Here is a 22629-nt window from a genome sequence, read left to right as displayed (position 1 = left end):
GAGCACGCCGCTATCGTCTTCATCGGGTGGGACCGAGCGATGGGTTTCGCAAGTGCTCTACCCATCCTACGCGCTGTGGCAATCCTGACATCATGCCAGTGTTTTGCCCGACGGAGCAAACTCTATTTAAATGCAGCAAATCGGATTTGGCGGAATGACAAGGCGGAACATCCGCCCGTCGGCCACCATGTGCGCGAAGGGCCCCAAGAGGCGAGATCCGAAACCGTCAACGATCGCGCTCTCACTGCCTCTGGATGATGTTGGCCGAGCTGGTTGGCTGCGGTGGCGACGCTTCCTGGACCTGCGCAAGGTAGGCCTTGTCGTAATACTCCAGGGCGAGGATATGCATGGCCCTCGCTTTTTCCGGGTCGGATTCTGCCAGAGCCATCCGGGACGCGATTTCGGCTTGCTTCAAATAGTACTCGGCGGTCGGCACGATGGTTTCCCCCAACGACGCCACCTAACGCACAGAATTGCAACTTGTTCCCGGGATGAATTCAAATTTCCGAGGCGGGCTTACCTATTCTGTTCGGGGTCAAGAGCTGGCGTCGCAGTCGCAACGGCCAAAGTCCGCAAGGGCGAGAAGCGGCCATGCGGGGCTCGCTGGGAAATGCCCGATGCTGCCATCATGCCAGTGATTTGCCCGACGGAGCAAACTTTATTCAAATGCAGCAAATCGGATTTGGCGGAATGAAATCTGTTCGCGTCAGGCTGGGACATGCCCTCCCAGGAGGGCGCAACCGGAAAGGTTTTCGGAGAGATCGCCGATGTACTACGTCGCCGCCGCACTGCTGGGGTTGTCGGGACTGTTCTATTCCGCGAGCCATCACGAGCTCGGCCAGTTCGGCGCGGACGTGTGCCGCTACGGCGGCACGTTCTGCGACAATCCGGTGGTCGTCTTCACCGGCGCGGCGCTGGCCGCGGTCTGGGGCATGTTCGTCAGCGTCAAGTAGCCGGACGCGGAGTTCACGTCTCGTTGTTCTCATGGCGCTCGCGCACGGTGCTGTCGGCGACATGCCCTACCCTGCGAGCTCCTTGCGGACGGCCGCGGCCGAATTGCCGACCTTGTCGACGGCCTTTTGCAGCTCCTCCTTCGACACGCCGAGCGCATGGGTCCAGTATTTGACCTCGAAGGCCTCGTCCATGTTGATCTTGCTGCGGTCCGGCTGCTCGCGCTTCGTCAGATTGTCCATCGGCCAATTCCTCGCTTCCTGAAAACGGGAAACGTCGTCATCGGCGCGCCGTTCCTAAATCCGGCCGTTCGCCGGCGGCGTCTGTCAGGCCGGCGGCTTACGCCTCCTGCTTGCCGGGTCGCGCGCCGGCCGCTTCCTTGACGAGGGCCGAGATCGAATTACCAGACTTGCGAAGGGCGTCGGCGAACTGATCGGGCGACAGCTTGAGGCGCTTGCGCAGGGTCTTCACCTGCACCTTGTCGCTCAAGTCGAGCGCATTGCGAAAATTGGCCGGCTTGAGCCTGTTCATGACTGTCTCTGCTGGTGAGGGGTGAGGCCGAACCGCGACAAGGCGGGCTTGACGCCGCCGTCGCCGCGATGGTGACTGTCCCGCTCCTTGCGAAGATTCCGTCGCCGCGGAGACAACATGCGCGATGAAGCGACGTTCCTCCGCATCCGGAATTATCGCTCAGGAGGGGATAAACACCTCGCTGGTGTCCATGCGCACGTTGCGGACGGCGCGACAGGCCTCAATGCTCGCCCGATCGCCCACCGGCATGAAGCTCAGCAACAGCGAGCGCCGCCGCGCGCCGGAGCGGTTGCAGGTCGCCCCATGCGGCAGATCGGCGTCGAACACCAGGATGTCCCCCGCCTCGCCGGCCGTCACGAGCGACAGGGTCTCGTCGGGCGCGCCGCGGTCGAGATGACGCGGGACCACGCGCGTTGAGCCATTGTCCGGCCCGTAAGCATCGAGGAAGACCAGGGCGGCGACGGCCTTCATGCCGGCGCCATCGCGATGCAGGGGCTGGTGGCCGCCGCCCGGAAGCGGCTCGCGGCCCTCGACCTGGGAGAGGAAGAAGGGACCGCCCAGCATCTGCGCCCCTGCCGCCAGCAGCGGCTGCAGGCGACAGGTCCGCTGCACCGTCGGATCGAGATCGACAAGGGCGTGTCGCCAGCCGGCGCCCCGGGGGGGCCGCCCACTGGTCGCCGGTGCCCACGCCGGACTCGAAAGCCGCGCGCAGCGCATCGCGCCACGCCGCGGGGACTGCGCCGCGCAGCAGGAGATAACCGTCACGGTCGAGAGCCGCAGCCTGCTCAGGCTTCAGGGGATCGACCTTCGTGGGTGCCGGATCACGGTTCATGGCGCTCCCTACAACCTCAACGTGCCGTTCGCAAGGGCTGGCAGCATCGGCTTCAGCAGACGCACGACGCTCATCGTGCAGGAACTTTGCGGCCATGAACGCGCTTAAGATCAGGATTCGCAATTCCGGAAGGTCCGCCCTGAAACACCGCCCCGCCAAGCACGACAGCGCCGACGCACCGACGAAGTCCGAGCCGACGCTGCTGCAACGACTGGGTCCCGGCCTCGTCACCGGGGCGGCGGACGACGATCCATCCGGCATCGCCACCTATTCGCAGGCCGGCGCGCAATTCGGCTACGGGCTGCTCTGGACGGTGTTTCTGACCACGCCGTTCATGATCGCCATTCAACTCGTCAGCGCGCAGATCGGCCGGGTCACCGGAAAGGGGCTTGCCGCCAACGTAATGCGGATCGCGCCGCGCTGGGCGGTGCTGGCGCTCGTCGCCATGCTCGTCGCCGCCAACACGTTCAACATCGCCGCCGACATCGCCGCGATGGCCGAGGCGCTCTCGCTCGTCATCGGCGGTCTCAACCACGAGCACGCGCTGATCTTCGCGGCGGGCTCGACCCTGCTCCAGGTGTTCCTGCCCTATCGCCGCTATTCGCCGGTGCTGAAATTCCTCACCCTGGCGCTGTTCGCCTATGTCGCGACCGCCTTCACCGTGGAGATCCCGTGGAGCACCGCGCTGCTCGCCGCGGTGTGGCCGAAGGCGAACGTCAGCGCCGACTATTTCATGATGGTGGTCGCCGTGCTCGGCACCACCATCAGCCCCTATCTGTTCTTCTGGCAGGCCTCGCAAGAGGTCGAGGAGATGAACCAGGGCAAGCGCGACCAGCCGCTGCGCGAGGAGACGCGGCGCGGCGGCGCCCCTGAAATCGCGCGCATCAAGGCCGACACCACGTTCGGCATGCTGCTGTCGAACGGCATCGCCTTCTTCATCATCCTGACCACGGCCGCCGTGCTGAACGCCAACGGCGTCACCCACATCAATTCGGCGACGGAAGCGGCCGAAGCGCTGCGGCCGCTCGCCGGCGACTTCACCTTCGCTTTGTTCGCGCTCGGCATCATCGGCACGGGCCTGCTCGCGATCCCGGTGCTGGCGGGGTCGGCGGCTTACGGTGTCGCGGAAATCTTCGGCTGGCGTGCCACGCTCGAGGCAAAGCCCGACGAGGCCGCCGGCTTCTACACCATCATCGCGGCCGCGACCGCGATCGGCTTCGGCCTCGGCTTCACCGGGATCGACTCGATCCACATGCTGGTCTGGAGCGCCGTGCTCAACGGCATCGTCGCCGTTCCGATCATGGCGATGATGATGCTGATCGTCTCGAGCCGCGCGATCATGGGCCGTTTCAGGGCCCGGACGTGGCTGGTCGCGCTGGGCTGGCTCGGCACCGCGCTGATGGCGCTGGCAGTCCTCGCTCTGCTCGGCTCGTCAGTGGTTCGCTGACCAACCTTGCGACAGTGCCGCCGAAACCTGCGATGCGATGATGAAGGCCGCAAACACGGCCGGCACGCTGATGAGCCGCAAGAACTGGTCTATCGAAAGCATCGCTGTCCCCCCAAGACAACTGCAAAGACAAAAGCGCCTTCGCTCGCCGCGCTACTTCACCCCTTGCGCAACGTGCTGATCGGCCGTCAGAAACTGATCGGAAATAGCGGCCCCGCTGATTGTGAGCAGCGCCAGAAGCGAGATCATGCCCAGAAATTTCATGGGTGGAGGGTCGGTCCCGATTGTGGCCAAAAACGTCAGCGCCCGGCGCATTTTCGCGACGATCCCCGGAAAGATCATGGCCGTCCCGCCGGATCCCACGGCATTTCCCCGCCAAAGAGGGGCGAGAGGCAGCCTCGGCCGCAGAGCTGCGGGCTTCACGCCGGTCCATGGTTGGCCTAACAGTTGCCGTCAGGACCGGGCCTTGCGACCTGGCCACAAGAAAAACAAAGTCCCGCTGGGCGACAGGGAGCGACATGACCAAATCGTCAAAAGCAACAAGCCTCGAAATCCTTGCCTGCGATGCCGGCTGGAGAAACTACCACTTCGTCAAGCTGACGACCGACGACGGCATCGTCGGCTGGAGCGAGTTCGATGAAGGCTTTGGCTCACCGGGCGTCGGCGCGGCGATCCAGCGCCTATCCACCCGCATCATCGGGCAGAATATCTTCCAGCATGAGCGCATCTACGCCGAGCTGTTCGCCGCTACGCGCCCCGCCGCTGGCGGCGTGGTGGCCCAAGCCCTCGGGGCGATCGAGAACGCCCTGCTCGATGCCAAGGCGAAGTGCCTCGGTGTACCGTGCTATGAGCTGCTCGGCGGCAAGATCCGCGACCGTGTCCGGGTCTACTGGTCGCATTGCGCGACGTGGCGGATCAATCATCCGTCCTGGTACAAGCCGCCGATCGAAAGCCTCGACGGCGTCAAGGCGATGGGCCGCGAGGTGCGCGAGAAGAAGTTCACTGCGCTCAAGACCAACATCTTCTCCTACGACGACGGCAAGCCGACCGGCTGGCGGCCCGGCTTCGGCTCACCTTTCACACCCGAGATCAACGTCGACCGCAAGATCCTGCGCGACCTGCGCATGCATCTGGAAGCGATCCGCGACGGCGCGGGCCCCGACGTCGACATCCTGCTCGATTGCAATTTCAACGCCAAGACCGAGGGTTACCTGAAGATCCTGCGCACCATCGCGGACCTCGACATGTTCTGGATCGAGATCGACAGTTTCAATCCGGAAGCGCTCGGCTACATCCGCAGGCAGAGCCCGCATCCGATCTCGTCCTGCGAGACGCTGCTGGGCCTGCGCGAATTCCTGCCCTATTTCCATGAGCAAGCGATGGACGTCGCGATCATCGACACGCCCTGGAACGGCGTCTGGCAATCGATGAAGATCGCATCAGCCGCGGAAGCGTTCGAGGTCAACGTCGCGCCGCATAATTTCTATGGCCATCTCTGCTCGATGATGAACGCGCATTTCTGCGCGGCCGTTCCGAACCTGCGGATCATGGAGATCGACATCGATCGCCTGTCCTGGGACCGCGAGCTGTTCACGCATGAGCCGGAAATCCAGAACGGCCATCTGATCATTCCGGACCGGCCCGGCTGGGGCACCGAGCCGAACGAAGAAGCGCTGCGCGCGCATCCGCCGAAGACGAACGGCGGTCTTCTCAACTATGGTCGCAAGAGCTAACGGGGACTACGGCGTCACGGGATTGACGGTCGGGGACGTCTTCGGCCCCGGCCGCTCCGGCTCGACCGGCGATTTCGGTTCGGTGGGAAGCACCTTGGCGCCAGCGGCGTCTGCAGCCTCGCCCGTGGTTGCATACATCGCGACATGGGCCGGCTGCGTCTTGGCCCGGCTCCACGGCCCATGATCCACGATCAGCATCGCAGCAATCGTCAAGGCGGCCACGATCAACGCGATCACGCCGGGATGGCGAGCCGCCTTGGACATGGAGTGAGCGAAGCGATCAGCTGCCATCGAAGGATCCGTGCTTTTTTCCTCTCGCAGGTTAATTCAATGACGTCCCGCGAGTTCCGCCTTCGCCGAAGCAAGTTCCAAGCCAACGCAGGGAACCTCGTCCCCCGCGCGCGTTCACTTTTTGACGTCGGGCCGCGCATCGCCGACAAACCTGTCGCGGTTCGGCATCTTCACGGCCGCAAGCAATTTCGCGTCGAGCGTCGCGTCCGCTCCCACTAGCCCGTTCAGGTTCAGGACATAGGCCGAAACCGCATAGACATCCTCATCGCTTAGCGATTGCGGCGCGTTCTGCGGCATGGCGCGACGGATATAATCAAACAGCGTCGGCGCATAAGGCCAATAGCTGCCGACGGTGCGAATGGGCCTGGCTGTTCCGATCGTACCTTGCCCGCCGGCGAGCCGATCACCCAAGCCGCCCTCGCCTTTGTCGCCGTGACACGAGGCGCATTGTTGAGCGAACACTTCACGGCCACGGCTGACTGAACCACTCCCGTTCGGCAGATTGCTGCCGTCGCGCCCGATATCGATATTCCAACCCGCGATCTCGGCGGACGTCGCCGGCCGACCGATGCCATAAGGGCTTTGCGCCTGCGCAACGCTCCCAAAGGTGCACAGCATGATTGCTAATGCGATGCCGCAAATCTCACGCCAGCGCATTGGTCACCTCGCCGTCCGCCGCGATGAGCCAGGGCCAGATCGCATTGTTGTGGTAGAAATAATTCTCGCCGCGCACTGCGAGCAGTTCGGCCAGCGTCGGCTGCACATAGCCGGTCTCGTCAATGGCGCGGCTCTGGATCACCGCGGGCTTGCCGTCCCATTGCCACGGCAAACGGAAGCGTGTCAGCGCACGCGTCAGCACCGGCTCTTGCAATCGCGCGTCCTGCCAGCTCCTCCCGTCGTCGACGGACACCTCGACGCGGGCGATCTTGCCGTGCCCGCTCCAGGCGATGCCGGTGACCTCGTGGAAGCCGGGCGCGCTCAGACGCTGACCGCCGGAGGGACGGGTGATGATCGACTTCGCTTCCATGTAGAAGGAGAACTCCCGCGCCGTGCCGTCGGACAGGAGATCGGTGTATTTCGAAGTCTCCTCGCGCGAATACACGGGCTCGGCAGTCACATGCAGGCGGCGCAGCCATTTCACGCTCATGTTGCCTTCGAAGCCCGGCAGGAACAATCGCAGCGGATACCCTTGCTGCGGTCGCAGCCGCTCGCCGTTCTGGCTGTAGACCAGCATGGCGTCCTCGAGGCATTTCTCGATCGGAATGCTGCGCGTCAGCGCGGCCGAGTCGGCCCCCTCGGCAACCAACCATTTGGCCTCCGGCTTCAGCCCCGCCTCCTGAAGCACCAGCTTAAGGCTGACGCCGGTCCATTCCGCGCAGCTCACCAGGCCGACGAGATCCGATGCCGTCTTGCCATACGGCTTGGTGTAACCGGGATTGCCGGAGCATTCGAGAAAGTGGATGCGCGACTCTGACGGGAAGCGCCGCAGATCGTCGATGGTGAAGATCAGGGGCCGTTCGACAAGGCCGTGGAGCATCAACCGGTGCTGCGCCGGATCAATGGTCGGGACGCCGCCATGATGCCGCTCATAGAACAGCCCGTTCGGCGTAATGATGCCGTCGAGCTCCTGCAAGGGCGTCCGGCTGGACGCCGAGATGTATTGCTTGAGAGCCTTCGAGATGTTCTTGACGACGCCCTTCTCGAAGGGCGATGGCGCACCATAGAGCTGACCTCCCGTCGGCTCGCCCGGTGCCTTCATCCATTCGGGAACATTGGGCGGAAGATTGTCGGTCTCCGCAGCAGCAGTGCTTGTGCCGAGAACGGCGCCGCCGACCGCGGCCGAGCCGGCAGTCAGGAAGCGACGACGAGTGGTCGTCACGGGATCATCGTTGGCATGTGTCGTGCTGCTCATTGCGGGCCCCCGGCTGGCGCTGAGACCGCATCAAACATTCTGACGACGGCATTTGCAATTCGCAGCTATTTCAAAAGCAGGCGATTTCGATCAGCGTTGATCTAAATCGCCCGGCAACAACAGCAGTTCCTTTCCTTGCAGCGCACAATCGCCGGCCGCCCGATTCACTCGCCCGGCGCGATCGCATTGCTTGGCGTTGGCCGGTCGGTGATCTGCTGCCCGAACAGGCTGCCGATCAGCTCGACCGCGGTCCGCGCGGTTCGACCACGTTCGTCCAGGAATGGATTGAGCTCAACGATGTCGACCGACCCCACCACGCCGGAATCGTGCAGCAGCTCCATGATCAGATGTGCCTCGCGATAGGTCGCTCCGCCCGGCACCGTGGTTCCGACCCCGGGCGCCACGCATGGATCGAGGAAATCGACATCGAAGCTGACATGCAGCACGCCATTGCTCGCCTTGACCCGCTCGATCACACGGCGGATCAGCACGGCGACGCCGAACTCGTCGATCTGGCGCATGTCGACAACCCTGATCCGGCGTGCGCGCATCAGCTCCTTTTCGAGCTTGTCGATCGACCGCGCGCCGAACAGATCGAGCCTGTCAGGATCGATCGACGCACGCGGGTCATCGCCGAGCAGGCCGTCGAGGCCCGGCTCGCCACACAGAAACGCGGCGGACATGCCATGCATGTTCGCCGTGATCGTCGTTTCCGGCGTATTGTAGTCGGCATGCGCATCGAGCCAGAGCACGAACAGCTCGCGTCCGCGCTCCTGCCAATGGCGCGCCATGGCATTGACCGAGCCCATCGACAGCGTGTGATCGCCGCCAAGGAAGATCGGGAGCGCACCGGTTTTCGCGATCTCGTAGCCTCTGCGGCTCAGCACGCGTGTCCAGCGCTGGATTTCGCGGTAATGATTGGCTTTTTCGGGCGGCCTGTCTGCGAGGTCCCTGACCTCGGCCGCCGTGAGATCGCCGTAGTCGACGACCTCGAAGTCCAGGCTCTCGAGCAGCGTCGCAAGGCCGGCGGTGCGCAGCGCCGCCGGGCCCATCAGGGTGCCGCGCTGCGAGGCCCCCATGTCGATGGGCGCGCCGAGCAAGGCGATGCGCCGGGCTCGATCCGGCATGGTCCGATCGGTCACGGCAGTCTCCTGACATCCACAAGATCGTGCCAGCCTAACAGAGATTCGTACCCGTCGTTTCACGGGTATTTCCCGGAGAAAAGACGCCGAGCGAGAAGCCGTCCCGGAACAAAATCCCGCGCGCCGCATTTCCCCTGCAAGGCCGGCACCCGCCGTACATTACGGCGCCTGTCGCGGATAGCCAAAGGTCTTCGGACCCGCTGTTCAAAACGAGCGCTCGCGCGGATAGCCAAAGGTGCCGGCCTCATTCACCTCGTCAGAGCGGAGTTTACGAATTTGAGCACCGAAATTCCGCAGCCCCCGTCCCAGCCCGGCATGGCCGAGCGCGCCATCGACGCCGCGGCCGACGTCTCCCACACGATCGGCGAGGTCGCGGGAGGCTTGCGCGCCGCTGTCGACCGCTTGGCGCATGTCATCGACGAAGCTCGAAAGCCGGGTAAACCGCTCGCGACGGTCGCCGCGATCACACGTGAAGCGCCGCTCGCGAGCCTGTTCGTCGCCTTCCTGTTCGGGGTTGCCATCGCCCGCCGGCGTTAGCAATGAAGCTTGCGTGGCGTGAGTCAGCTAGGCAGCGGTGACGGATCGGGGCTGCGTCAGGAACTGCCGTTCGAACGCATCCGCGGGCATCGGTCGACCGAAGAAATAGCCCTGCCCTTCCTCGCATCCCATGCTGACCAGGAAGTCGGCCGTGGCACGGTTCTCGATGCCCTCGGCCACGACGGTGAGCCCGAGTTGCTTGCTGAGGCCGATGGTCGAACTGACGATCGCGGCATCGTCGGAATCGGCGAGCAGATCGAGCACGAACGACCGGTCGATCTTGAGCCCGTCGAGCGGAAATTTCTTCAGATAGCTCAGGCTTGCGTAGCCGGTGCCGAAGTCATCGAACAGGACGCGGACGCCGAGCTCCTGGATCCGCTTGAACATGTCGAGCACGCGGCCCTCGTCATGGAGCAGGATATCTTCGGTGACTTCGAGCTCGAGCAGCGCCGGCGTCAGCCCTGTTGCGCCGAGCAAGGCCGCAGCCGCATGCGCGAGATCGCCGGATTGTAGCTGCGACGGCGAGAGGTTGATCGCGACGCGCACGCTGTTGCCGGACAATTCCCACGCACGCGCCTGCCGGCAGGCCGTCTCCATCACCCAGTTCGCGATCCGCTCGGACAGCGCTGAGGTATTGACCACCGGCATGAACTCCCCGGGGGAGACGTAGCCGCGCACGGGATGCCGCCAACGGATGAGCGCTTCAGCCCCGACCAGGCCGCCGTCGACCAGGCGAACCTGCGGCTGGTAGAACAGTTCGAATTCGCCGCGATCCGCGGCAAGCGCCAGTTCGCTCTCAAGCGTCAGACGGTTCTGCAATTCCTGCCTGATCGCACTCTCGAAGATCACGTGGCTGCCGCGTCGCGTCGCCTTGGCGCGGCTCAGCGCGAGATGGCCGTTGCTCAGGAGGTCGTCCGCGTTGTGTCCACCGTCGGGATAGACGGCAACGCCGATGCTGATCCGGACTCGGTGCTGCCGTGTGCCCGTTACAAGCGGCGCTTCGAACGCGCGCGCGATCCGCTCGGCGAACGCCACAATCGGCTCGCCAGCCTCCGCACAATCAAGTGCGATGGCGAATTCGTCGCCGCTGAGCCGGGCGACCACCGCCTTACCAGCGATTTCGGTCCGGAGCCGCTCGGCGACGGACTGCAGCACGAGGTCGCCGGCCGAATGTCCAAGCATGTTGTTGATCTGCTGGAAGCCGTCGAGCCCCAGCACGAGCAGTGCGACGTCGGAAGACCGCCGCTCCGCCGCGGCGATCAGACCGGTAAGGCCGGCATGCAGCATGTTGCGGTTGGCAAGACCCGTCAGCGCGTCGTGTTCGGCGAGATATCTGACGCGTTCGACCTCGCGCTTGCGGACCGAGATGTCGCGCAGGATCGCTCCATACTGGAAACCGTCCGTTCCCTGCCAGCCCGAGAAGCTCGCTTCGACGGGGAAGGTTTCACCGTTCTTGCGCCGGCCCTCGAACTCGACGACGACCGCCCCGCCGGGCACGAGGAGCGCCTGGCGTGCGGCATCGCGCATGGACGGCCTTGCGTCGCCGTCCGTCGGCACGGCGCACAGCGTGTCGAATGGGCGGCCGATGATCTCGGCCGGCATGTAGCCGAAGATCACGCTCGCGCCGGGATTCCAGACCGTGATCCGGTGATCCTCGTCGGTGCAGACGAGACCGTCGCCGAGCGACATGGCGATGCGATGAAAGCGGCTCTCGGCGATGCGTCCCAGGAGACCGCGGAAATCGATCTCGTCCAGCGCGATCGCCGTCAGATAAGCGATGATCGCGATGTGGAATAGCGATGTGTCGACGACGAAGGGCCATCTTGCCTGCACGAGGGCCGCGGTCAGCTCGACCGCCGCTCCGGCCGCGATGAGGACCGCAACGCGATATCCCGATGCGAAGCGGCGCCACGAATACATCATGAGCAGGCAGATCACACCCAGGCCGAGGATCATGCCGGCATCGGACGTCCAGCGCAGCATCCGGTGCTGGAGGATCGATTCCGCCGCCAGCGCCTGGAGGACGGGCCCCGAGACGATGCCGCCATTCGGAACGCTGAACCGGTCGCCCAGCTCGAGCGCGGTCGCACCGACGATGATCTTCTTGTCTCTGAGCTTGTCGAGTGTCGCGGTATCGCCATGCAGCACGTCGACAAAGGAGACACGCGGAATGGAGGTCGCCCGAATACTGAAGTCGATCAGGAAGGAGGATCGCCGATTGGCGTCCTGCCCAGCCAGCACGATGGCCATCGACGGCATAAAGGCGTCGCCGAGCCTCTCGCCGACCGGATAACGGCGAACGAGCCCGTCGGATTCGACCGCGACATTGACGACGGCCGGCCACGACTGGTTGCTGAACGGCTTCAGGGGGCGATTGACGTGAGCTGGGCCACCATTCGGCGCCGGCTGCTTGAAGGACGGCAGGATCGTCGAGCCGCCGACCTCCCGAAGCGCCTTGACGAACGCCTCGTCGGAGGCCGGCTCCGAGGGCGTGCTGAAATCGACATCGAAAGCCACCTCCTGCGCGCCGGCGCTTTCGAGTTTGTGCAACAGCTCTGCGTGGAGCCGGCGCGGCCAGGGCCACACCCCGATCTGGTCGATCGAGGGCGCGTCGATGGACACCACGACGACATTGCCGCTTGCGGCACGCGATTGCCAGGCAAACCGCAGATCGGTGAGCGCATTGCGCAGCGCGCCATGCCATCCCGTGGACAGCACGACCGCCAGCGCGATCACGACAAGAATATGCGGCCGATGGCGTTTCACTTTGTTCCCCTGCACCGGCGGTACCTGCCGCCAGGCGCTCCCCTATGCCGACGACACGGTCCTAGTGATGACCCCTGCCCCAATACCAACCGTAGTGGTGGCCATGACTGCCGTTACCGTTGTCGCCGTTATTCCCGTTCCCGCTGTTCCCGTTGCCGTTGTTGCCATTATTGCCGGTGCCACCGCTTCCATTGCTGGTCGCGCCAGTCCCGTTGCTTCCGCTCCCAGAGCTTCCTCCGGACACATCGCCGGTCGACCCGGCAGTGGTCGCAACGGTCGTCGTCGCACTTGACGACGAAGATGTGGCACTGGCCGCAGATACACTGCTGCTGACGGTGACCGCCGTTACGGTGGAGCTGTTGGCGGCTGTGGTCGTGGTGCTCGCCTTCGTGTCGCTCCAGACCGTCTCGGTACCGGTGCTGGCGTTGGCGTTGCGCACGTGCCCCGGCGCAATTGCACCGTGGGCGAGCCCATGCGTGACCTTGTGGACGTTCAGCTTGACCTCGCCGAGCGAGCTGGAGATGCGCACGACGCCGCCTTTGGGCGCCTGACCGCCAGCCGCCTTGGTCCCCTTGTCGATCGGACCCAGCGCATGGATCGCATGGCCGCTCGCCGCGTTGCGCGGCGCCGACAATCCCGATTTCGGCACAGGAATTCGCTCGATCGTCGAGGCGCGCGGCTTGCCATGTTCGATCGGATTGAACGTCCCCGCGCCGCTCAGGCTGAGGCCGGGCTTGCCATGCTCAAAGGCCGTGGCCGCTTGTCCGGGCATGACCTGAGCGATCTGTCCCGTCTTGAAGTCTGAGACTTCGACCTGGCCGCGGAGCACGCCGACCCTGGTGCTGCCCGCATTCACGGTGACGCTGAACTGCGTTCCCTTGACCACGGCGGCGAGGTAGGGCGTCTCGACCTCGAAATGCTTGACGTTACGCTTCTCCACCTCGAGCAGGATCGAACCTGACTGCTGGATGATCGTGGTCGAGAGACCTTCCTTCTTCTCGGCCGGCAAGCCGACCACCGAGTTGGGAGATATCAGTATCGTTTCCTCGCCGCGGACAAGCAGCACGCGTCCGGTACGTCCGGTGCGAATGGTATCGCCGGGCTTGAGCGCCTCCTGCTGATTCAACGACACCTGCTGCGCGCCGTTGGTGGCGACCCAGACCTCGCCGGCGGCTTTGCTGACCGACCAGACGCCATCCTCCGCCGCGAGTGCACCGGAAGCCATTCCCAGGATCAGCGCCGCCGCGAAGGCGCACCGCATTCCAATTCTGCCGAGCATCACGATCCTCAGTCCGCGTTACGTCCGGGCCTGAGGGGTATTCGAAATCACTCAAGAGAGGATTAGCAGGAAGAGGTCAGTGGAACTGCCGCATTAACCATTCATTGACCATAAAAACCTATGAAAAATCATGCGGCTAACGAACCCTTACCGCCCCGTGGCGATCGCTCCGTCAAATTACGGAGAGAGGTTTGCTGCGCGCGTTGAGAAGCGGCATTTCGCTACCACATTGGCGTTGCTGGTACCGCTTTTTGCGGGAAGTCCGCAATCATTCGCACAACAGGCGAACCAGCCGGGTTTTGATCCGCGCCAGCCCGAGAAATACTTTGAAAACCAAACCGAGCGGGAAACACTGAGCCGGCCTCCGGTCAAGCTACCGACGGTCGGCCAGGCCAACACCGGTGGCGATACCAAGCCTCAGTTCGTGCTGCGCGGTCTCAAGGTCAGCGGCGCCCACGCCATCTCTCGCGACCGCATCGCCGCGGTCTATCAGCCTTATCTCGGCAAGAAGGTCTCGCAGTCGGATCTCGCCGCGATCGCCGGCGCGATCAGCGACCTCTACCGCGCCGACGGCTTCCATCTGAGCCGGGCCGTCGTGCCGCCGCAGGACATCGCCGACGGCATGGTCCGGATTCAGGTGATCGAGGGCGCCATTGTCCAGGCCGATCTGAAAGGCGATGGCGCCGAGCAGTTCGGCGTGAGGCCGATGCTCGGACCGGTTCTGGCCGAGCAGCCATCGCGCCTGGCAACGCTCGAACGCCAGCTTTTCCTCATCAACGGCAGGCCGGGTGTCCGGATCATCGATACCGCGTTGGAGGAGATCGGCGGTGCGACCGGCCGCTTCCGCCTCACCGTCTATTTGAAGACGTGGCACGTGTTCACATCGTTCGGCCTGGACAATCTCGGCTCGTCCTCGGTCGGCCCCTGGCAGACCTATGCGACCGGCGCGTTCAACTCCTACCTCACGCCCGGCGATACGCTGGCGGTCAACCTGTCGACCATTGCCAACGACCCGCGCGAGCTCGGCTTTGCGCGGCTGTCCTATGACGCACCCGTCGGCGTCGACGGCGTGCGCCTCGGCGCGTCCGTCCTCTACAGTGCGGTCCGGCCAGGCGACGCCCGCCGCCTCGACAGCGACATCACCACGACCGAAGCTTTCGAGGTGCGGGCAAGCACCGTGCCCTTCATGTCGCAATCGTCGGCACTGACACTTACCGTGGCTGGGACCTTCAGCAACGTGTCCGAGCATGACCTTTACGGTCCCTGGTACAACGACCATGTCCGGACCGCGAGCCTGACCGCCGACTATCGGCTCCAGGATCGCTTCGGCGGTACCAATTTCGCGACGCTGACCTACCGTCAGGGCCTCGACGTCTTCGGCGCATCGCATTTCGACGACGATCTGTTGTCGCGCGACGGTGCGTCATCGAACTTCTCGGTGCTGAATCTCTGGTTCACGCGCTACCAGTCGCTCAACGATGCCTGGTCGCTCAAGCTCTCGGCGGCGAGCCAGACTGCATCGCGGCCGCTGTTCACCTCGCAGCAGTTCTATCTCGGCGGCGCGGCCTTCGGCCGGGGCTACGGCGCAGCCGAGATCAGCGGCGACAACGGTCTTGCCGGCTCGCTCGAGTTGCGCTTCGACCAGAAGCTCAATTTCCGCTACTGGACCGGCTACCAGCTCTACGCCTTCGGCGACGCCGGCGCAGTCTGGAACGACGGCTACCGCCTGAGCGACGGCCTGTCGCTGACATCAGCCGGAGCCGGCGCACGGTTCTTCCTGTGGGACGATCTCCAGGCCGATCTCGGCGTGGCCGTCCCCTTGAGCTACCGGGCGCCGGACAACGAGCGCCGCAGCCCGCGTTTCCTGTTCACGCTGTCGAGCGCATTCCGGCTCTGCCCCGAACGCGGCAGGAGCGGCTGCCTCTAGCTGCAAAGCCCTCATGCCGCGTACCCGGCATGCGGCCCTTTTGCGGCCTTGCGCACAGACTTGCCTAAATTTAATCCCGTAACCTGCTCACGATCGCTCGATCCGGGCGCTTGCAGTGACCATTTTCAGTCGAAAGCGATTGGGACGGAACCATGAAGAGGGTGTTTGCAATTCTGGCGTTTCTTTGCGTCCTCGGCGTCGGCGAATATTTCGTCGTCAGCCGGTTTGCGATCCGCCATGAGCTTTTGACCCTGTTCGATGCCTCGCGCCAGCGGCCGATCTCGGTCGAAATCGCGGTGCGGCGCGACTACGAGACCAAGGCCAATCTCGGTCTCTGGAAGCTGCCGCTCGCCATCATCAGCAACGGCAATACCGTCAAGGCCACCGAGTATTCCTTCCTCGCCAACGCGCTCGCGGCGCGCGGCTATCTCGTTGCCAGCATCCAGCAGGACCTACCCAGCGATCCACCACTAATGACCCATGTCGGCCAGCAATATGTCGGCCGGCGTGAAGTCTATATCCGCTGCGAGGCCAACATCCTCTTCGCCCTGGGCGAACTTAAGAGGCGGCAGGAGAACGCCGACTACGACCACATCACCCTCGTCGGCCATTCCAACGGCGGCGACGTGTCCATGTATGTCGCCCATCAGCACCCGGAGCTGGTGTCGAAAGTGATCACGCTCGACAATCTTCGGGTGCCTTTCGTGCTCAGCGACAACTTGAAGATCCTGTCGTTCCGCTCGAAGGATCCGCATTTCCTGACCGACCCGGGCGTGCTGCCGACGCCGGAAGAGGCCAAGGCGCGCGGCATCGACATCGTCCACACCGGTGCGCAGCACACCGAGATGAGCGATCGCGGGCCCGACGCGGTCAAGGAGAAGATCCAGGCGACGCTCGACCGCTTCCTGCGCGACAGCGCCAGCAGCGCGCTCGCGCCGGCCGATACGAAAAGTCCGATGATCATGAACCCCGGCGACTATTAGCCGGGGACGCCTTGCGGCAGATCAAGGCGGCTCCGGGCCGGCCACGATAGACAGGGTCTCACAATCTCGGAGAGGCACGTGTCGCACTACATCGAAAGCCTTGATACGAAACGGCTGGGCCTGCCCGCGACAAGGACGCCTGGATTCGTGCGGCATCTGTATCGTTCGACCCGCAGGCTGCTGCGGTCGATCATCGCCCGCATCGATCTCTCCCAATTTCCGGGCTCGTGCTGCGGATGAGCACAGTGGCTGCAAGCGAACGCACGAGGGTTGCCCGATGCACCTGCATTTGAGAGGAATTTGCCTGGTACTTGCCGTGGCCTCGAGTTCCTCGTCCGCTCTCGCCGCCGATGCCGGTCACGGTGCCGACCTCGCCAAGCGCTGGTGCGCAAGTTGCCATGTCGTGGCCAATGGCCAGGCGGTAGCCAGCGCCGACGTCCCTTCCTTTGCATCCGTTGCGCGCCGGCCGGACTTCAGTTCGGAGAAGCTCGCCTTCTTCCTGCTCGACCCGCATCCGAAGATGCCGAGCTTTCCCTTGAGCAGGACCGAAGCCGGCGACATCGCGGCCTATATCGGATCACTGCGTCCATAGAGCGCCGGCCAATCGCGACACTTGTCGCAAAATACAAATCCCTGCCGGAGGACCGACAGGGATCAGCAGAAAGGATGATGGACGGCGAATGAGAAACCATTCGGTGGCCCATCATGGACCTGCACCAGCATCGAAATGCGGATCTCAATGCTGCGCAAGATCAATTTGTAGGCACGCAGCGCACAAACCAGGAATCAGGATTTGCCCTTGCCCGGCTGCATGAGACTGCCGGTCATCTGGCGCATGTGATCTCCGGCGCTGGTGAACTGGCTACGCAGGAAGTCGGACTGGATTCGCATCGCTTCCTGAAGGTCGGTGGCATGAACAAGCTTGCGCGCGTGCTCGAACGCCGACTTCATGTTCTGCTCGGTAAAAGCGAGCGCCTGCTTTGACACCTCCGTCCCTGCTCCCGGAACGGATGACATCGATTTGGTGGCGGCATCGAAAAACATGCCGAATGCCTGTTCCGCCTGGTCGATCGTCTTTTCGGCTAGGTCGCGCAGTTCGGCCGGAACTTCGATTTTCGGTTCGATCATGGTCGCACTCCTCCCTTTTTCTTAGCTGAATACCACACTTGCCGGACCACCTTCCAGCGGCGCCCCCGGGGCAAACGTCCCCGGCGGCCCGGCTCGGGCAGGAAAATCAAGGAAAAGGCGTAAGATGCGCGGTCCAGCTCAGGACAGGGGGTGTTCGGGAAGGACTTCTTCGGTGGCGAGGTCTTCAACGAGCTTGATGACCTCGAAACGCTGGCGAGGCGCGAGCTTCAAAAAAGCACGGAGCAGGCGCAGGCTTTCGACAGTGCCGCTCGCCGGCGCGCCGAGCTTGAGGTGCAGTTCAGCCGCGAAATTGAGGTTCTTCATCTCGCACCTATGACCAGCATCGGCCTTCCTGATCCGACATCGTCCCACTCGAGAGCCGAACACCATAAGCGGGCGCCATGGTGAGGACGAACTTTCGGCCAAGGGGGCCCCGGCGGGTTAGCACGCTCAACTACATATCCGAATGGGCGGGCTCAACCGAACAGGTTGTAGTTATGCCAAGAAACAACCCTTCCGGCAAGCCCGACCAGCGGCCTAGCGATGCTTCGTCTGCATCGCACCACCGCAATTCCGGATAACAGGAATATGGACCGTCGTCACCCACCTGCGTCAAGAAGCGGCATCAGTCACGCACACGGCCCTGATCGCTGTCAACCTGCGCAGCATTTCGCCTTGTTTCCGGCGTGAATGGGCATTGACGGAGGCGATCTAACGCTTCTTGAGCGTATACACGTAATTGTTGAGTCCCACCTCGGCGGTTGTATCGTCGACGAAATGAACGTCGATCTCGCAGCCGGTCTCCAAAGTCCGGATCGGGGCGCCAGCGAAGCCGAGCGAGGCGGCAAGCGCCTTGGGATCGGCCTTCTTGTCGGCACGTCGCATCTCGTCGAATGCGCCCTGGAAGATCATGTCCGGGCCATAATCCGTCACCTTGTACTGCGGCTTGGCGCAGGCAAAGGGGCGCGGTCCCGAGATTTCATTCGCCTTCAGGACGACTGTCTTGCCCATCAGACGTGCCCGCTCGGTGTCGTCGGGCTTGCGTTGCGGATCGGCCCATGGCGCGACCACGGCAGCCGTGAATGTCCAGCTTCCGATGTAGAAGGGATCTGCCGCCGCAGCGGCGCCTGCGGCACCGACAGACACGAGAAGGCAAACAGTTGCGGCGAATTTCATCTGACGTATCCCCTTGAGCCTTCGGCTTGGACTCGCCTCTTCGCTTCAAGGTTCATCGCTTCCGACATGTTTCTGCCGATGAACCGCTGTTCAAGATCGGACGACCAAGCGTTGCGATACGGCCACGCAGATCACGGGCGCCATGGCTGACGGATTCAACCGATTCGGGCGCGCGTCAGCACCAAAGGACGACGGCATGCTTTCTCGCTGCGATCTCATCAAGGGCGCCGCGGTTGCGCTTCTCACCCTCTCGATACAAGGCGCATGGGCGCAGGAGACCAAGATGAATCTGTTCAAGATCGTGACCATCAAGGACGAAATCGTCGTCGGACTGTCGGCGGAGGAGCTTCAGGCGCTCGGCGGCAATGATGCGAGCGCGATTGCGCACGCGCTGGCGCAGAAGGGTGACCTCACCGTCTGGCAATACAACGTGCATCGCGGCCCGAACGGCGAATTGCAGCAGGCGCCGACCGCCAGGATCGGGCTTTTGGCCAACGCCTCGCTCCGTGTCGAGCCCTACACGACGCCTTACCAGATTGTACCGCATCCGTAAGCAGCAGGCAGACCGGCACGCCGGCGGCCGAGACCGCCGGCGTACCGCGATCATCTGCGCTGGTCTGCACGCTGTGTCCCGGCCTCCGTCGCAAAGCCGTAGATCAGTGCCAGCCGGTCCAGGCATTCGCGAAACCGCCGCGCAAAATAGTCGTTCCAGCGCTGCGTACGGACGGCGCGACGCTGCCCGATCTGATCCATGGTCAGACCCAGGACCAGCACGTCGTGCACCAGCGCGGCGCCGTCGGTGCCGAGTTCGCGCTCGACCCGGTTCAGCCGCAGCACCGCCTGCCGCTGGCTCTCGGTGACGGGCTCGCGTGAGCGGGCGCCATCGACATATTCGCGGGTTGGGTCCATGGCCTGAGGCCCCCGCTCCGCCCGCTCCCAATCGTTCTGGAAGGCGCGCCCGCCGCGGTATTGAGCCTCGTCGATCTGGTGGTGCGAGTGCAGACGGCCGAGCGGATCGCTGCGGATCGACCGGATCGCCATAATCTTCTCGCCGGGATCGAGCGCCAGCGGATTGTCGACCTCGACTTCCGCCACTTCCGCATTGAATGGCACCTCGCGCGACCGCCGGTCGTAGATCTGTGCCAGTTTGTAGGATCTGTTGCGTCGGACACGTCCCACTCGGATACTCCTTGCAAGATTGACGATTGAACGGCTGAGCGCACTTTCAGGCGGCGGAGACCAGCCTCAGCACGACGGGACCCGCGACACGGGCGGAGGCAGCCCCGGAGCGGCGCGTCAGGCGCGCATGCGGCGCGCAATAGCTGGAGCCCGGCTGGCGCGGGTGGCCGCAGAAGGCGATCTCCTCCCCGTCCTTGTCGCCGCCATAGGGGTAGCGGCAGTCGGCCTTCGCAAGTTCGACCAGCTGGACAAGGCGCGGCTGGACGCCGACACAGCGCAACTTGACCTGCGCGGCCGGCTTCAGTGCGGACTTCGGTGGCAGATTCAGTAACGCCGGCCGGCGCGGCGAGAGCAGACCGGCCTCGCCCGGCAGAGACGGCGCGATCGACGGGCTCATCACCCATTGCGGCGCAACGAGTCCGAGCCGCTTGGCGCGGCCGGCGACTGCGCTGCGCGTGTAAGCCGTTCCAAACCTTGCGTTAATCTGTCTTCCGATCTCCGCATAAGACATTCCCTTGAGAAAATAGTCGCGAAGCGCGTCGGAGTGCTCCGACGGCCAATGACCCGGTTCCATGCTGCTGTCCTGTGATGCACCCCCTCCAATCGCACGACCGGGAGGCGAAACACACATTCCGGTATTCCGAATCGAGAGTCAAGACGTAATTCTGATATTCATAATTGCATCAATTCCGAATTTCGGATTACAAGAGGCGAGACGATGGACAATCGAGGGAATCACCATGTTGGACGTTGCGATGATCGAGCGGGGCCTGGAAAAGACAGGTAAAAGCAAGGGCGGCCTGGCGGCAGCCATGGGCGTGCGCCCCGGCGCGGTCTCGGAGATTCTTGGCGGCGAGCGCCTGGTGAAGGCCTCGGAGATCATTCCGATCATGGAATATCTCGAGCTCAATCTCGCGCCGATCATGGGGCGCGTGGGCGCCGGCGCCGTGATTGAGCCGGATTATGAGCAGGTTCCCCCGGAGGGGCTCGGCGACATCGCGCTGCCGTTCCCGATCATGGAAGAGACGATTGCATTCGAGATCGTGGGCGATTCGATGCTGCCCAAATACGAGAGTGGCGACGTGATCGTGGTCTACAAGGACCAGCGTCATCCGCTGTCGAGCTTCTACGGCGAAGAGGCCGTGGTCCGGCTCAAGACCGGCGAACGCTATTTGAAGACCATCGAGCGGGGCAAATCCCCTTCCGTCGTCAATCTCAACAGCTTCAACGCCAAGCCGATCGTCGGCGTCAAGCTCGACTGGGTCGGGGAGATCTGCCTCTCCATGCCCAAGGGTCAGCTCGAACGGCTGCGCGCCAAGTCGGCGCGCCCCCGCAAGAAGGGCAAGTAGGCTACCGATTTCTGATTTTTGGAAATCGAACTTGACTTAATTCTGCTTTTCGGAAATAATCTGCCGTGCTCCCGACCGTCGGGGCACGGCAGGATCGTTCCATGCAGTATTTCGTCGTGATGATCGACTACGGGCGGCGCGGCCGCGAGGCGGTCGTCGACCCTGAAATCACGAGGCGCGAGGTCATCTCCCGTGTGGCCTCGGGTGAATACCGGAACATCTCGTTCATCCACGAGATCGCGGAGAACTCGGTCGAGGACGTCACCGAGGCCATCCTGGCCGAGGCCACCCTTCCCCACGTTCCGCCTGGAGATGTCGACCTCCAGGCAAGCCGCCTCGATCACGCCCGCGACCTGCGCAAGCACGAACGGACGTGACGCGGGCCCGGTCGGTCTGCGTCAGCGTCCGGCAGAACGTCACACAAGGAGCACGGTCGATCCCGTCGTCTTGCGCGCGGCGAGATCGGCATGCGCCTTGGCCGCGTCCTTCAGCGGATAGGTCTGGTGAACCTCGATCTTGACCGCGCCGGACTTGACGACGTCGAACAACTCGCCCGCCATCGCCACCAGGCTCTCGCGCTTGGCGGCATAGGTGAACAGCGTCGGACGGGTGACGTAGAGCGAGCCCTTCTGGGCGAGCAGGCCGAGATTGAGCGGCTCGACCGCGCCGGAAGACTGGCCGAACAGCGCAGCGACGCCGAGCGGTGCGAGGCAGTCCAGCGATTTCAGGAACGTATCCTTGCCGACGGAGTCGTAGACCACCGGCACCTTCTTGCCGCCCGTGATCTCGTCGACGCGCTTCACGAAATCCTCGCGCGTGTAGATGATGACATGGTCGCAGCCATGCGCCTTGGCCAGCTTTGCCTTCTCGTCGTTGCTGACGGTGCCGATCACGGTCGCGCCGAGATGCTTGGCCCACTGGCTCAGGATCAGGCCAACACCACCGGCCGCGGCATGGAGCAGGATCGTGTCGCCGGCTTTCACCCGGTAGGTCTGCCGGATCAGATATTGCGTCGTCAGCCCCTTCAGCATCATCGCCGCCGCCGTCTTGTCGTCGACGCCGTCAGGCAACTTCAGCAGACGATCGGCGGGGATCAGCCGCGCCTCGGAATAGGCGCCAAGCGGCGAGGCGCCATAGGCGACGCGATCGCCCGGCTTCAGATCGGTGACACCCGGGCCGATCTCCTCGACGATGCCCGCCGCCTCGCTGCCGAGCCCGCTCGGAAGCTGCGCCGGATAAAGACCCGAACGGTTGTAGATGTCGACGAAGTTGAGACCCACGGCGGTGTGGCGGATACGCGCTTCGCCCGGTCCGGGCTTGCCGACACTGACCTCCTCCCAGACCAGGACTTCCGGCCCGCCGGTCTTGTGAAAGCGAATGGCATGCGTCATGGGGTTGCTCCCTTATCGTTGCAGTGAGGGTCCGAGAACCGGATCGGCCTGTGAAATAGGCATTTGATCTGCCCG

General features: G+C 63.8%; 27 protein-coding genes. 10 read left to right on the top strand and 17 right to left on the bottom strand.

What is annotated here, in order from left to right; all coding sequences use genetic code 11:
* Positions 1-241: 241 nt before the first annotated feature.
* On the bottom strand, positions 242-436 hold the full coding sequence (locus tag AB5K84_RS15085; RefSeq protein WP_161534046.1) for a hypothetical protein: 195 nt from the start codon (positions 434-436) through the stop codon (positions 242-244).
* Positions 437-767: 331 nt separating this feature from the next.
* Between AB5K84_RS15085 and AB5K84_RS15080 the strand changes: the two genes are divergently transcribed.
* Positions 768-953, top strand: coding sequence for a hypothetical protein (locus tag AB5K84_RS15080; protein ID WP_028174439.1), 186 nt, complete (start codon positions 768-770; stop codon positions 951-953).
* Positions 954-1019: 66 nt separating this feature from the next.
* Here the strand turns inward: AB5K84_RS15080 and AB5K84_RS15075 are convergent, their stop codons facing one another.
* The 3 genes from AB5K84_RS15075 to AB5K84_RS15065 form a co-directional block, all read right to left on the bottom strand.
* Complete coding sequence (locus AB5K84_RS15075) at positions 1020-1193, bottom strand: DUF3606 domain-containing protein (protein WP_011088855.1); 174 nt, start codon at positions 1191-1193, stop codon at positions 1020-1022.
* Positions 1194-1290: 97 nt separating this feature from the next.
* Positions 1291-1482, bottom strand: coding sequence for a DUF3606 domain-containing protein (locus AB5K84_RS15070; protein WP_110116787.1), 192 nt, complete (start codon positions 1480-1482; stop codon positions 1291-1293).
* 159 nt (positions 1483-1641) lie between these two features.
* A complete protein-coding gene (locus AB5K84_RS15065; protein WP_246790646.1) occupies positions 1642-2046 on the bottom strand; it encodes a phytanoyl-CoA dioxygenase family protein in 405 nt (134 codons plus the stop codon).
* A gap of 362 nt (positions 2047-2408) precedes the next feature.
* Here AB5K84_RS15065 and AB5K84_RS15060 point away from each other — a divergent pair, with 362 nt between their 5' ends.
* Positions 2409-3761, top strand: a complete 1353-nt coding sequence (locus AB5K84_RS15060; RefSeq protein WP_110116789.1) for an NRAMP family divalent metal transporter — start codon at positions 2409-2411, stop codon at positions 3759-3761.
* A gap of 153 nt (positions 3762-3914) precedes the next feature.
* Here AB5K84_RS15060 and AB5K84_RS15055 read toward each other — a convergent pair whose 3' ends face one another.
* A complete protein-coding gene (locus AB5K84_RS15055) occupies positions 3915-4103 on the bottom strand; it encodes a hypothetical protein (RefSeq protein WP_028174437.1) in 189 nt (62 codons plus the stop codon).
* A 176-nt stretch (positions 4104-4279) separates the two neighbouring features.
* Here AB5K84_RS15055 and AB5K84_RS15050 point away from each other — a divergent pair, with 176 nt between their 5' ends.
* Complete coding sequence (locus tag AB5K84_RS15050) at positions 4280-5494, top strand: mandelate racemase/muconate lactonizing enzyme family protein (protein ID WP_162603690.1); 1215 nt, start codon at positions 4280-4282, stop codon at positions 5492-5494.
* Between the two features lie 6 nt (positions 5495-5500).
* Here AB5K84_RS15050 and AB5K84_RS15045 read toward each other — a convergent pair whose 3' ends face one another.
* The 4 genes from AB5K84_RS15045 to rocF form a co-directional block, all read right to left on the bottom strand.
* Positions 5501-5785: a hypothetical protein gene (locus AB5K84_RS15045; RefSeq protein ID WP_110116791.1), complete on the bottom strand. Its 285-nt coding sequence runs from the start codon at positions 5783-5785 to the stop codon at positions 5501-5503.
* Positions 5786-5899: 114 nt separating this feature from the next.
* Complete coding sequence (locus AB5K84_RS15040; protein ID WP_110116792.1) at positions 5900-6442, bottom strand: c-type cytochrome; 543 nt, start codon at positions 6440-6442, stop codon at positions 5900-5902.
* On the bottom strand, positions 6429-7697 hold the full coding sequence (gene soxC / locus AB5K84_RS15035; protein ID WP_110116793.1) for a sulfite dehydrogenase: 1269 nt from the start codon (positions 7695-7697) through the stop codon (positions 6429-6431). The genes AB5K84_RS15040 and soxC overlap by 14 nt, the downstream gene beginning before the upstream one ends.
* A gap of 164 nt (positions 7698-7861) precedes the next feature.
* The gene (rocF, locus tag AB5K84_RS15030; protein WP_028174433.1) at positions 7862-8839 is read right to left on the bottom strand and encodes an arginase; all 978 of its coding nucleotides are present in this window, start codon (positions 8837-8839) and stop codon (positions 7862-7864) included.
* A gap of 276 nt (positions 8840-9115) precedes the next feature.
* On the opposite strand from rocF, the gene AB5K84_RS15025 reads away from it, so the two are divergent.
* Positions 9116-9376 (top strand): hypothetical protein, encoded by a 261-nt coding sequence (locus tag AB5K84_RS15025; protein WP_097532407.1) that lies wholly within the window; start codon positions 9116-9118, stop codon positions 9374-9376.
* A 27-nt stretch (positions 9377-9403) separates the two neighbouring features.
* Here AB5K84_RS15025 and AB5K84_RS15020 read toward each other — a convergent pair whose 3' ends face one another.
* Together AB5K84_RS15020 and AB5K84_RS15015 are read right to left on the bottom strand one after the other, a co-directional pair.
* Positions 9404-12142 (bottom strand): EAL domain-containing protein, encoded by a 2739-nt coding sequence (locus tag AB5K84_RS15020; protein ID WP_162603691.1) that lies wholly within the window; start codon positions 12140-12142, stop codon positions 9404-9406.
* Positions 12143-12203: 61 nt separating this feature from the next.
* Positions 12204-13421, bottom strand: a complete 1218-nt coding sequence (locus AB5K84_RS15015) for a FecR family protein (protein ID WP_039185675.1) — start codon at positions 13419-13421, stop codon at positions 12204-12206.
* Positions 13422-13551: 130 nt separating this feature from the next.
* Between AB5K84_RS15015 and AB5K84_RS15010 the strand changes: the two genes are divergently transcribed.
* The 3 genes from AB5K84_RS15010 (at position 13552) to AB5K84_RS15000 (ending at position 16923) form a co-directional block, all read left to right on the top strand.
* Complete coding sequence (locus AB5K84_RS15010) at positions 13552-15348, top strand: ShlB/FhaC/HecB family hemolysin secretion/activation protein (RefSeq protein ID WP_110116795.1); 1797 nt, start codon at positions 13552-13554, stop codon at positions 15346-15348.
* Positions 15349-15500: 152 nt separating this feature from the next.
* Positions 15501-16331, top strand: coding sequence for an alpha/beta fold hydrolase (locus tag AB5K84_RS15005; RefSeq protein WP_011088868.1), 831 nt, complete (start codon positions 15501-15503; stop codon positions 16329-16331).
* A 277-nt stretch (positions 16332-16608) separates the two neighbouring features.
* Positions 16609-16923, top strand: coding sequence for a c-type cytochrome (locus AB5K84_RS15000; RefSeq protein ID WP_011088869.1), 315 nt, complete (start codon positions 16609-16611; stop codon positions 16921-16923).
* A 194-nt stretch (positions 16924-17117) separates the two neighbouring features.
* Here AB5K84_RS15000 and AB5K84_RS14995 read toward each other — a convergent pair whose 3' ends face one another.
* The 3 genes from AB5K84_RS14995 to AB5K84_RS14985 all read right to left on the bottom strand — a co-directional run bounded on the left by AB5K84_RS14995 (position 17118) and on the right by AB5K84_RS14985 (position 18635).
* Positions 17118-17459: a phasin gene (locus AB5K84_RS14995; protein WP_011088870.1), complete on the bottom strand. Its 342-nt coding sequence runs from the start codon at positions 17457-17459 to the stop codon at positions 17118-17120.
* Positions 17460-17597: 138 nt separating this feature from the next.
* On the bottom strand, positions 17598-17783 hold the full coding sequence (locus AB5K84_RS14990; RefSeq protein WP_028174427.1) for a hypothetical protein: 186 nt from the start codon (positions 17781-17783) through the stop codon (positions 17598-17600).
* Positions 17784-18170: 387 nt separating this feature from the next.
* A complete protein-coding gene (locus AB5K84_RS14985; RefSeq protein ID WP_028174426.1) occupies positions 18171-18635 on the bottom strand; it encodes a hypothetical protein in 465 nt (154 codons plus the stop codon).
* Positions 18636-18831: 196 nt separating this feature from the next.
* On the opposite strand from AB5K84_RS14985, the gene AB5K84_RS14980 reads away from it, so the two are divergent.
* Complete coding sequence (locus tag AB5K84_RS14980) at positions 18832-19188, top strand: hypothetical protein (protein ID WP_028174425.1); 357 nt, start codon at positions 18832-18834, stop codon at positions 19186-19188.
* A gap of 50 nt (positions 19189-19238) precedes the next feature.
* Here the strand turns inward: AB5K84_RS14980 and AB5K84_RS14975 are convergent, their stop codons facing one another.
* Together AB5K84_RS14975 and AB5K84_RS14970 are read right to left on the bottom strand one after the other, a co-directional pair.
* Entirely contained in the window at positions 19239-19814 is a 576-nt protein-coding gene (locus AB5K84_RS14975) for a hypothetical protein (RefSeq protein WP_028174424.1), read from the bottom strand.
* A 46-nt stretch (positions 19815-19860) separates the two neighbouring features.
* Positions 19861-20388: a GcrA family cell cycle regulator gene (locus tag AB5K84_RS14970; protein ID WP_028174423.1), complete on the bottom strand. Its 528-nt coding sequence runs from the start codon at positions 20386-20388 to the stop codon at positions 19861-19863.
* A 166-nt stretch (positions 20389-20554) separates the two neighbouring features.
* Here AB5K84_RS14970 and AB5K84_RS14965 point away from each other — a divergent pair, with 166 nt between their 5' ends.
* The gene (locus tag AB5K84_RS14965; protein ID WP_011088876.1) at positions 20555-21163 is read left to right on the top strand and encodes a S24 family peptidase; all 609 of its coding nucleotides are present in this window, start codon (positions 20555-20557) and stop codon (positions 21161-21163) included.
* 101 nt (positions 21164-21264) lie between these two features.
* The gene (locus AB5K84_RS14960; RefSeq protein WP_028174422.1) at positions 21265-21540 is read left to right on the top strand and encodes a hypothetical protein; all 276 of its coding nucleotides are present in this window, start codon (positions 21265-21267) and stop codon (positions 21538-21540) included.
* Between the two features lie 39 nt (positions 21541-21579).
* Here the strand turns inward: AB5K84_RS14960 and AB5K84_RS14955 are convergent, their stop codons facing one another.
* Positions 21580-22554, bottom strand: a complete 975-nt coding sequence (locus AB5K84_RS14955; protein ID WP_011088878.1) for a quinone oxidoreductase family protein — start codon at positions 22552-22554, stop codon at positions 21580-21582.
* Between the last annotated feature and the right edge of the window lie 75 nt (positions 22555-22629).

It is taken from the genome of Bradyrhizobium sp. 1200_D9_N1_1, assembly GCF_052075915.1.
Taxonomy (GTDB): domain Bacteria; phylum Pseudomonadota; class Alphaproteobacteria; order Rhizobiales; family Xanthobacteraceae; genus Bradyrhizobium; species Bradyrhizobium diazoefficiens.
Note: the sequence above shows the minus strand (reverse complement) of the source record. Positions and strands in the feature narration are given on the sequence as shown.

What these genes read in the sequence shown, in the direction of transcription:
- AB5K84_RS14990 (WP_028174427.1), bottom strand. Translation starts at nt 17,783, where the DNA reads ATGAAGAACCTCAATTTCGCGGCTGAACTGCACCTCAAGCTCGGCGCG.
- AB5K84_RS15080 (WP_028174439.1), top strand. Translation starts at nt 768, where the DNA reads ATGTACTACGTCGCCGCCGCACTGCTGGGGTTGTCGGGACTGTTCTAT.
- AB5K84_RS14985 (WP_028174426.1), bottom strand. Translation starts at nt 18,635, where the DNA reads ATGAAATTCGCCGCAACTGTTTGCCTTCTCGTGTCTGTCGGTGCCGCA.
- AB5K84_RS15010 (WP_110116795.1), top strand. Translation starts at nt 13,552, where the DNA reads ATGCGGCTAACGAACCCTTACCGCCCCGTGGCGATCGCTCCGTCAAAT.
- AB5K84_RS14980 (WP_028174425.1), top strand. Translation starts at nt 18,832, where the DNA reads ATGCTTTCTCGCTGCGATCTCATCAAGGGCGCCGCGGTTGCGCTTCTC.
- AB5K84_RS14965 (WP_011088876.1), top strand. Translation starts at nt 20,555, where the DNA reads ATGTTGGACGTTGCGATGATCGAGCGGGGCCTGGAAAAGACAGGTAAA.
- AB5K84_RS14970 (WP_028174423.1), bottom strand. Translation starts at nt 20,388, where the DNA reads ATGGAACCGGGTCATTGGCCGTCGGAGCACTCCGACGCGCTTCGCGAC.
- AB5K84_RS14995 (WP_011088870.1), bottom strand. Translation starts at nt 17,459, where the DNA reads ATGATCGAACCGAAAATCGAAGTTCCGGCCGAACTGCGCGACCTAGCC.
- AB5K84_RS15065 (WP_246790646.1), bottom strand. Translation starts at nt 2,046, where the DNA reads ATGCTGGGCGGTCCCTTCTTCCTCTCCCAGGTCGAGGGCCGCGAGCCG.
- AB5K84_RS15060 (WP_110116789.1), top strand. Translation starts at nt 2,409, where the DNA reads ATGAACGCGCTTAAGATCAGGATTCGCAATTCCGGAAGGTCCGCCCTG.
- AB5K84_RS15070 (WP_110116787.1), bottom strand. Translation starts at nt 1,482, where the DNA reads ATGAACAGGCTCAAGCCGGCCAATTTTCGCAATGCGCTCGACTTGAGC.
- soxC (WP_110116793.1), bottom strand. Translation starts at nt 7,697, where the DNA reads ATGAGCAGCACGACACATGCCAACGATGATCCCGTGACGACCACTCGT.
- AB5K84_RS14955 (WP_011088878.1), bottom strand. Translation starts at nt 22,554, where the DNA reads ATGACGCATGCCATTCGCTTTCACAAGACCGGCGGGCCGGAAGTCCTG.
- AB5K84_RS15055 (WP_028174437.1), bottom strand. Translation starts at nt 4,103, where the DNA reads ATGATCTTTCCGGGGATCGTCGCGAAAATGCGCCGGGCGCTGACGTTT.
- AB5K84_RS15050 (WP_162603690.1), top strand. Translation starts at nt 4,280, where the DNA reads ATGACCAAATCGTCAAAAGCAACAAGCCTCGAAATCCTTGCCTGCGAT.
- AB5K84_RS15015 (WP_039185675.1), bottom strand. Translation starts at nt 13,421, where the DNA reads ATGCTCGGCAGAATTGGAATGCGGTGCGCCTTCGCGGCGGCGCTGATC.
- AB5K84_RS15005 (WP_011088868.1), top strand. Translation starts at nt 15,501, where the DNA reads ATGAAGAGGGTGTTTGCAATTCTGGCGTTTCTTTGCGTCCTCGGCGTC.
- AB5K84_RS15040 (WP_110116792.1), bottom strand. Translation starts at nt 6,442, where the DNA reads ATGCGCTGGCGTGAGATTTGCGGCATCGCATTAGCAATCATGCTGTGC.
- AB5K84_RS15075 (WP_011088855.1), bottom strand. Translation starts at nt 1,193, where the DNA reads ATGGACAATCTGACGAAGCGCGAGCAGCCGGACCGCAGCAAGATCAAC.
- AB5K84_RS15045 (WP_110116791.1), bottom strand. Translation starts at nt 5,785, where the DNA reads ATGGCAGCTGATCGCTTCGCTCACTCCATGTCCAAGGCGGCTCGCCAT.
- AB5K84_RS15000 (WP_011088869.1), top strand. Translation starts at nt 16,609, where the DNA reads ATGCACCTGCATTTGAGAGGAATTTGCCTGGTACTTGCCGTGGCCTCG.
- AB5K84_RS14960 (WP_028174422.1), top strand. Translation starts at nt 21,265, where the DNA reads ATGCAGTATTTCGTCGTGATGATCGACTACGGGCGGCGCGGCCGCGAG.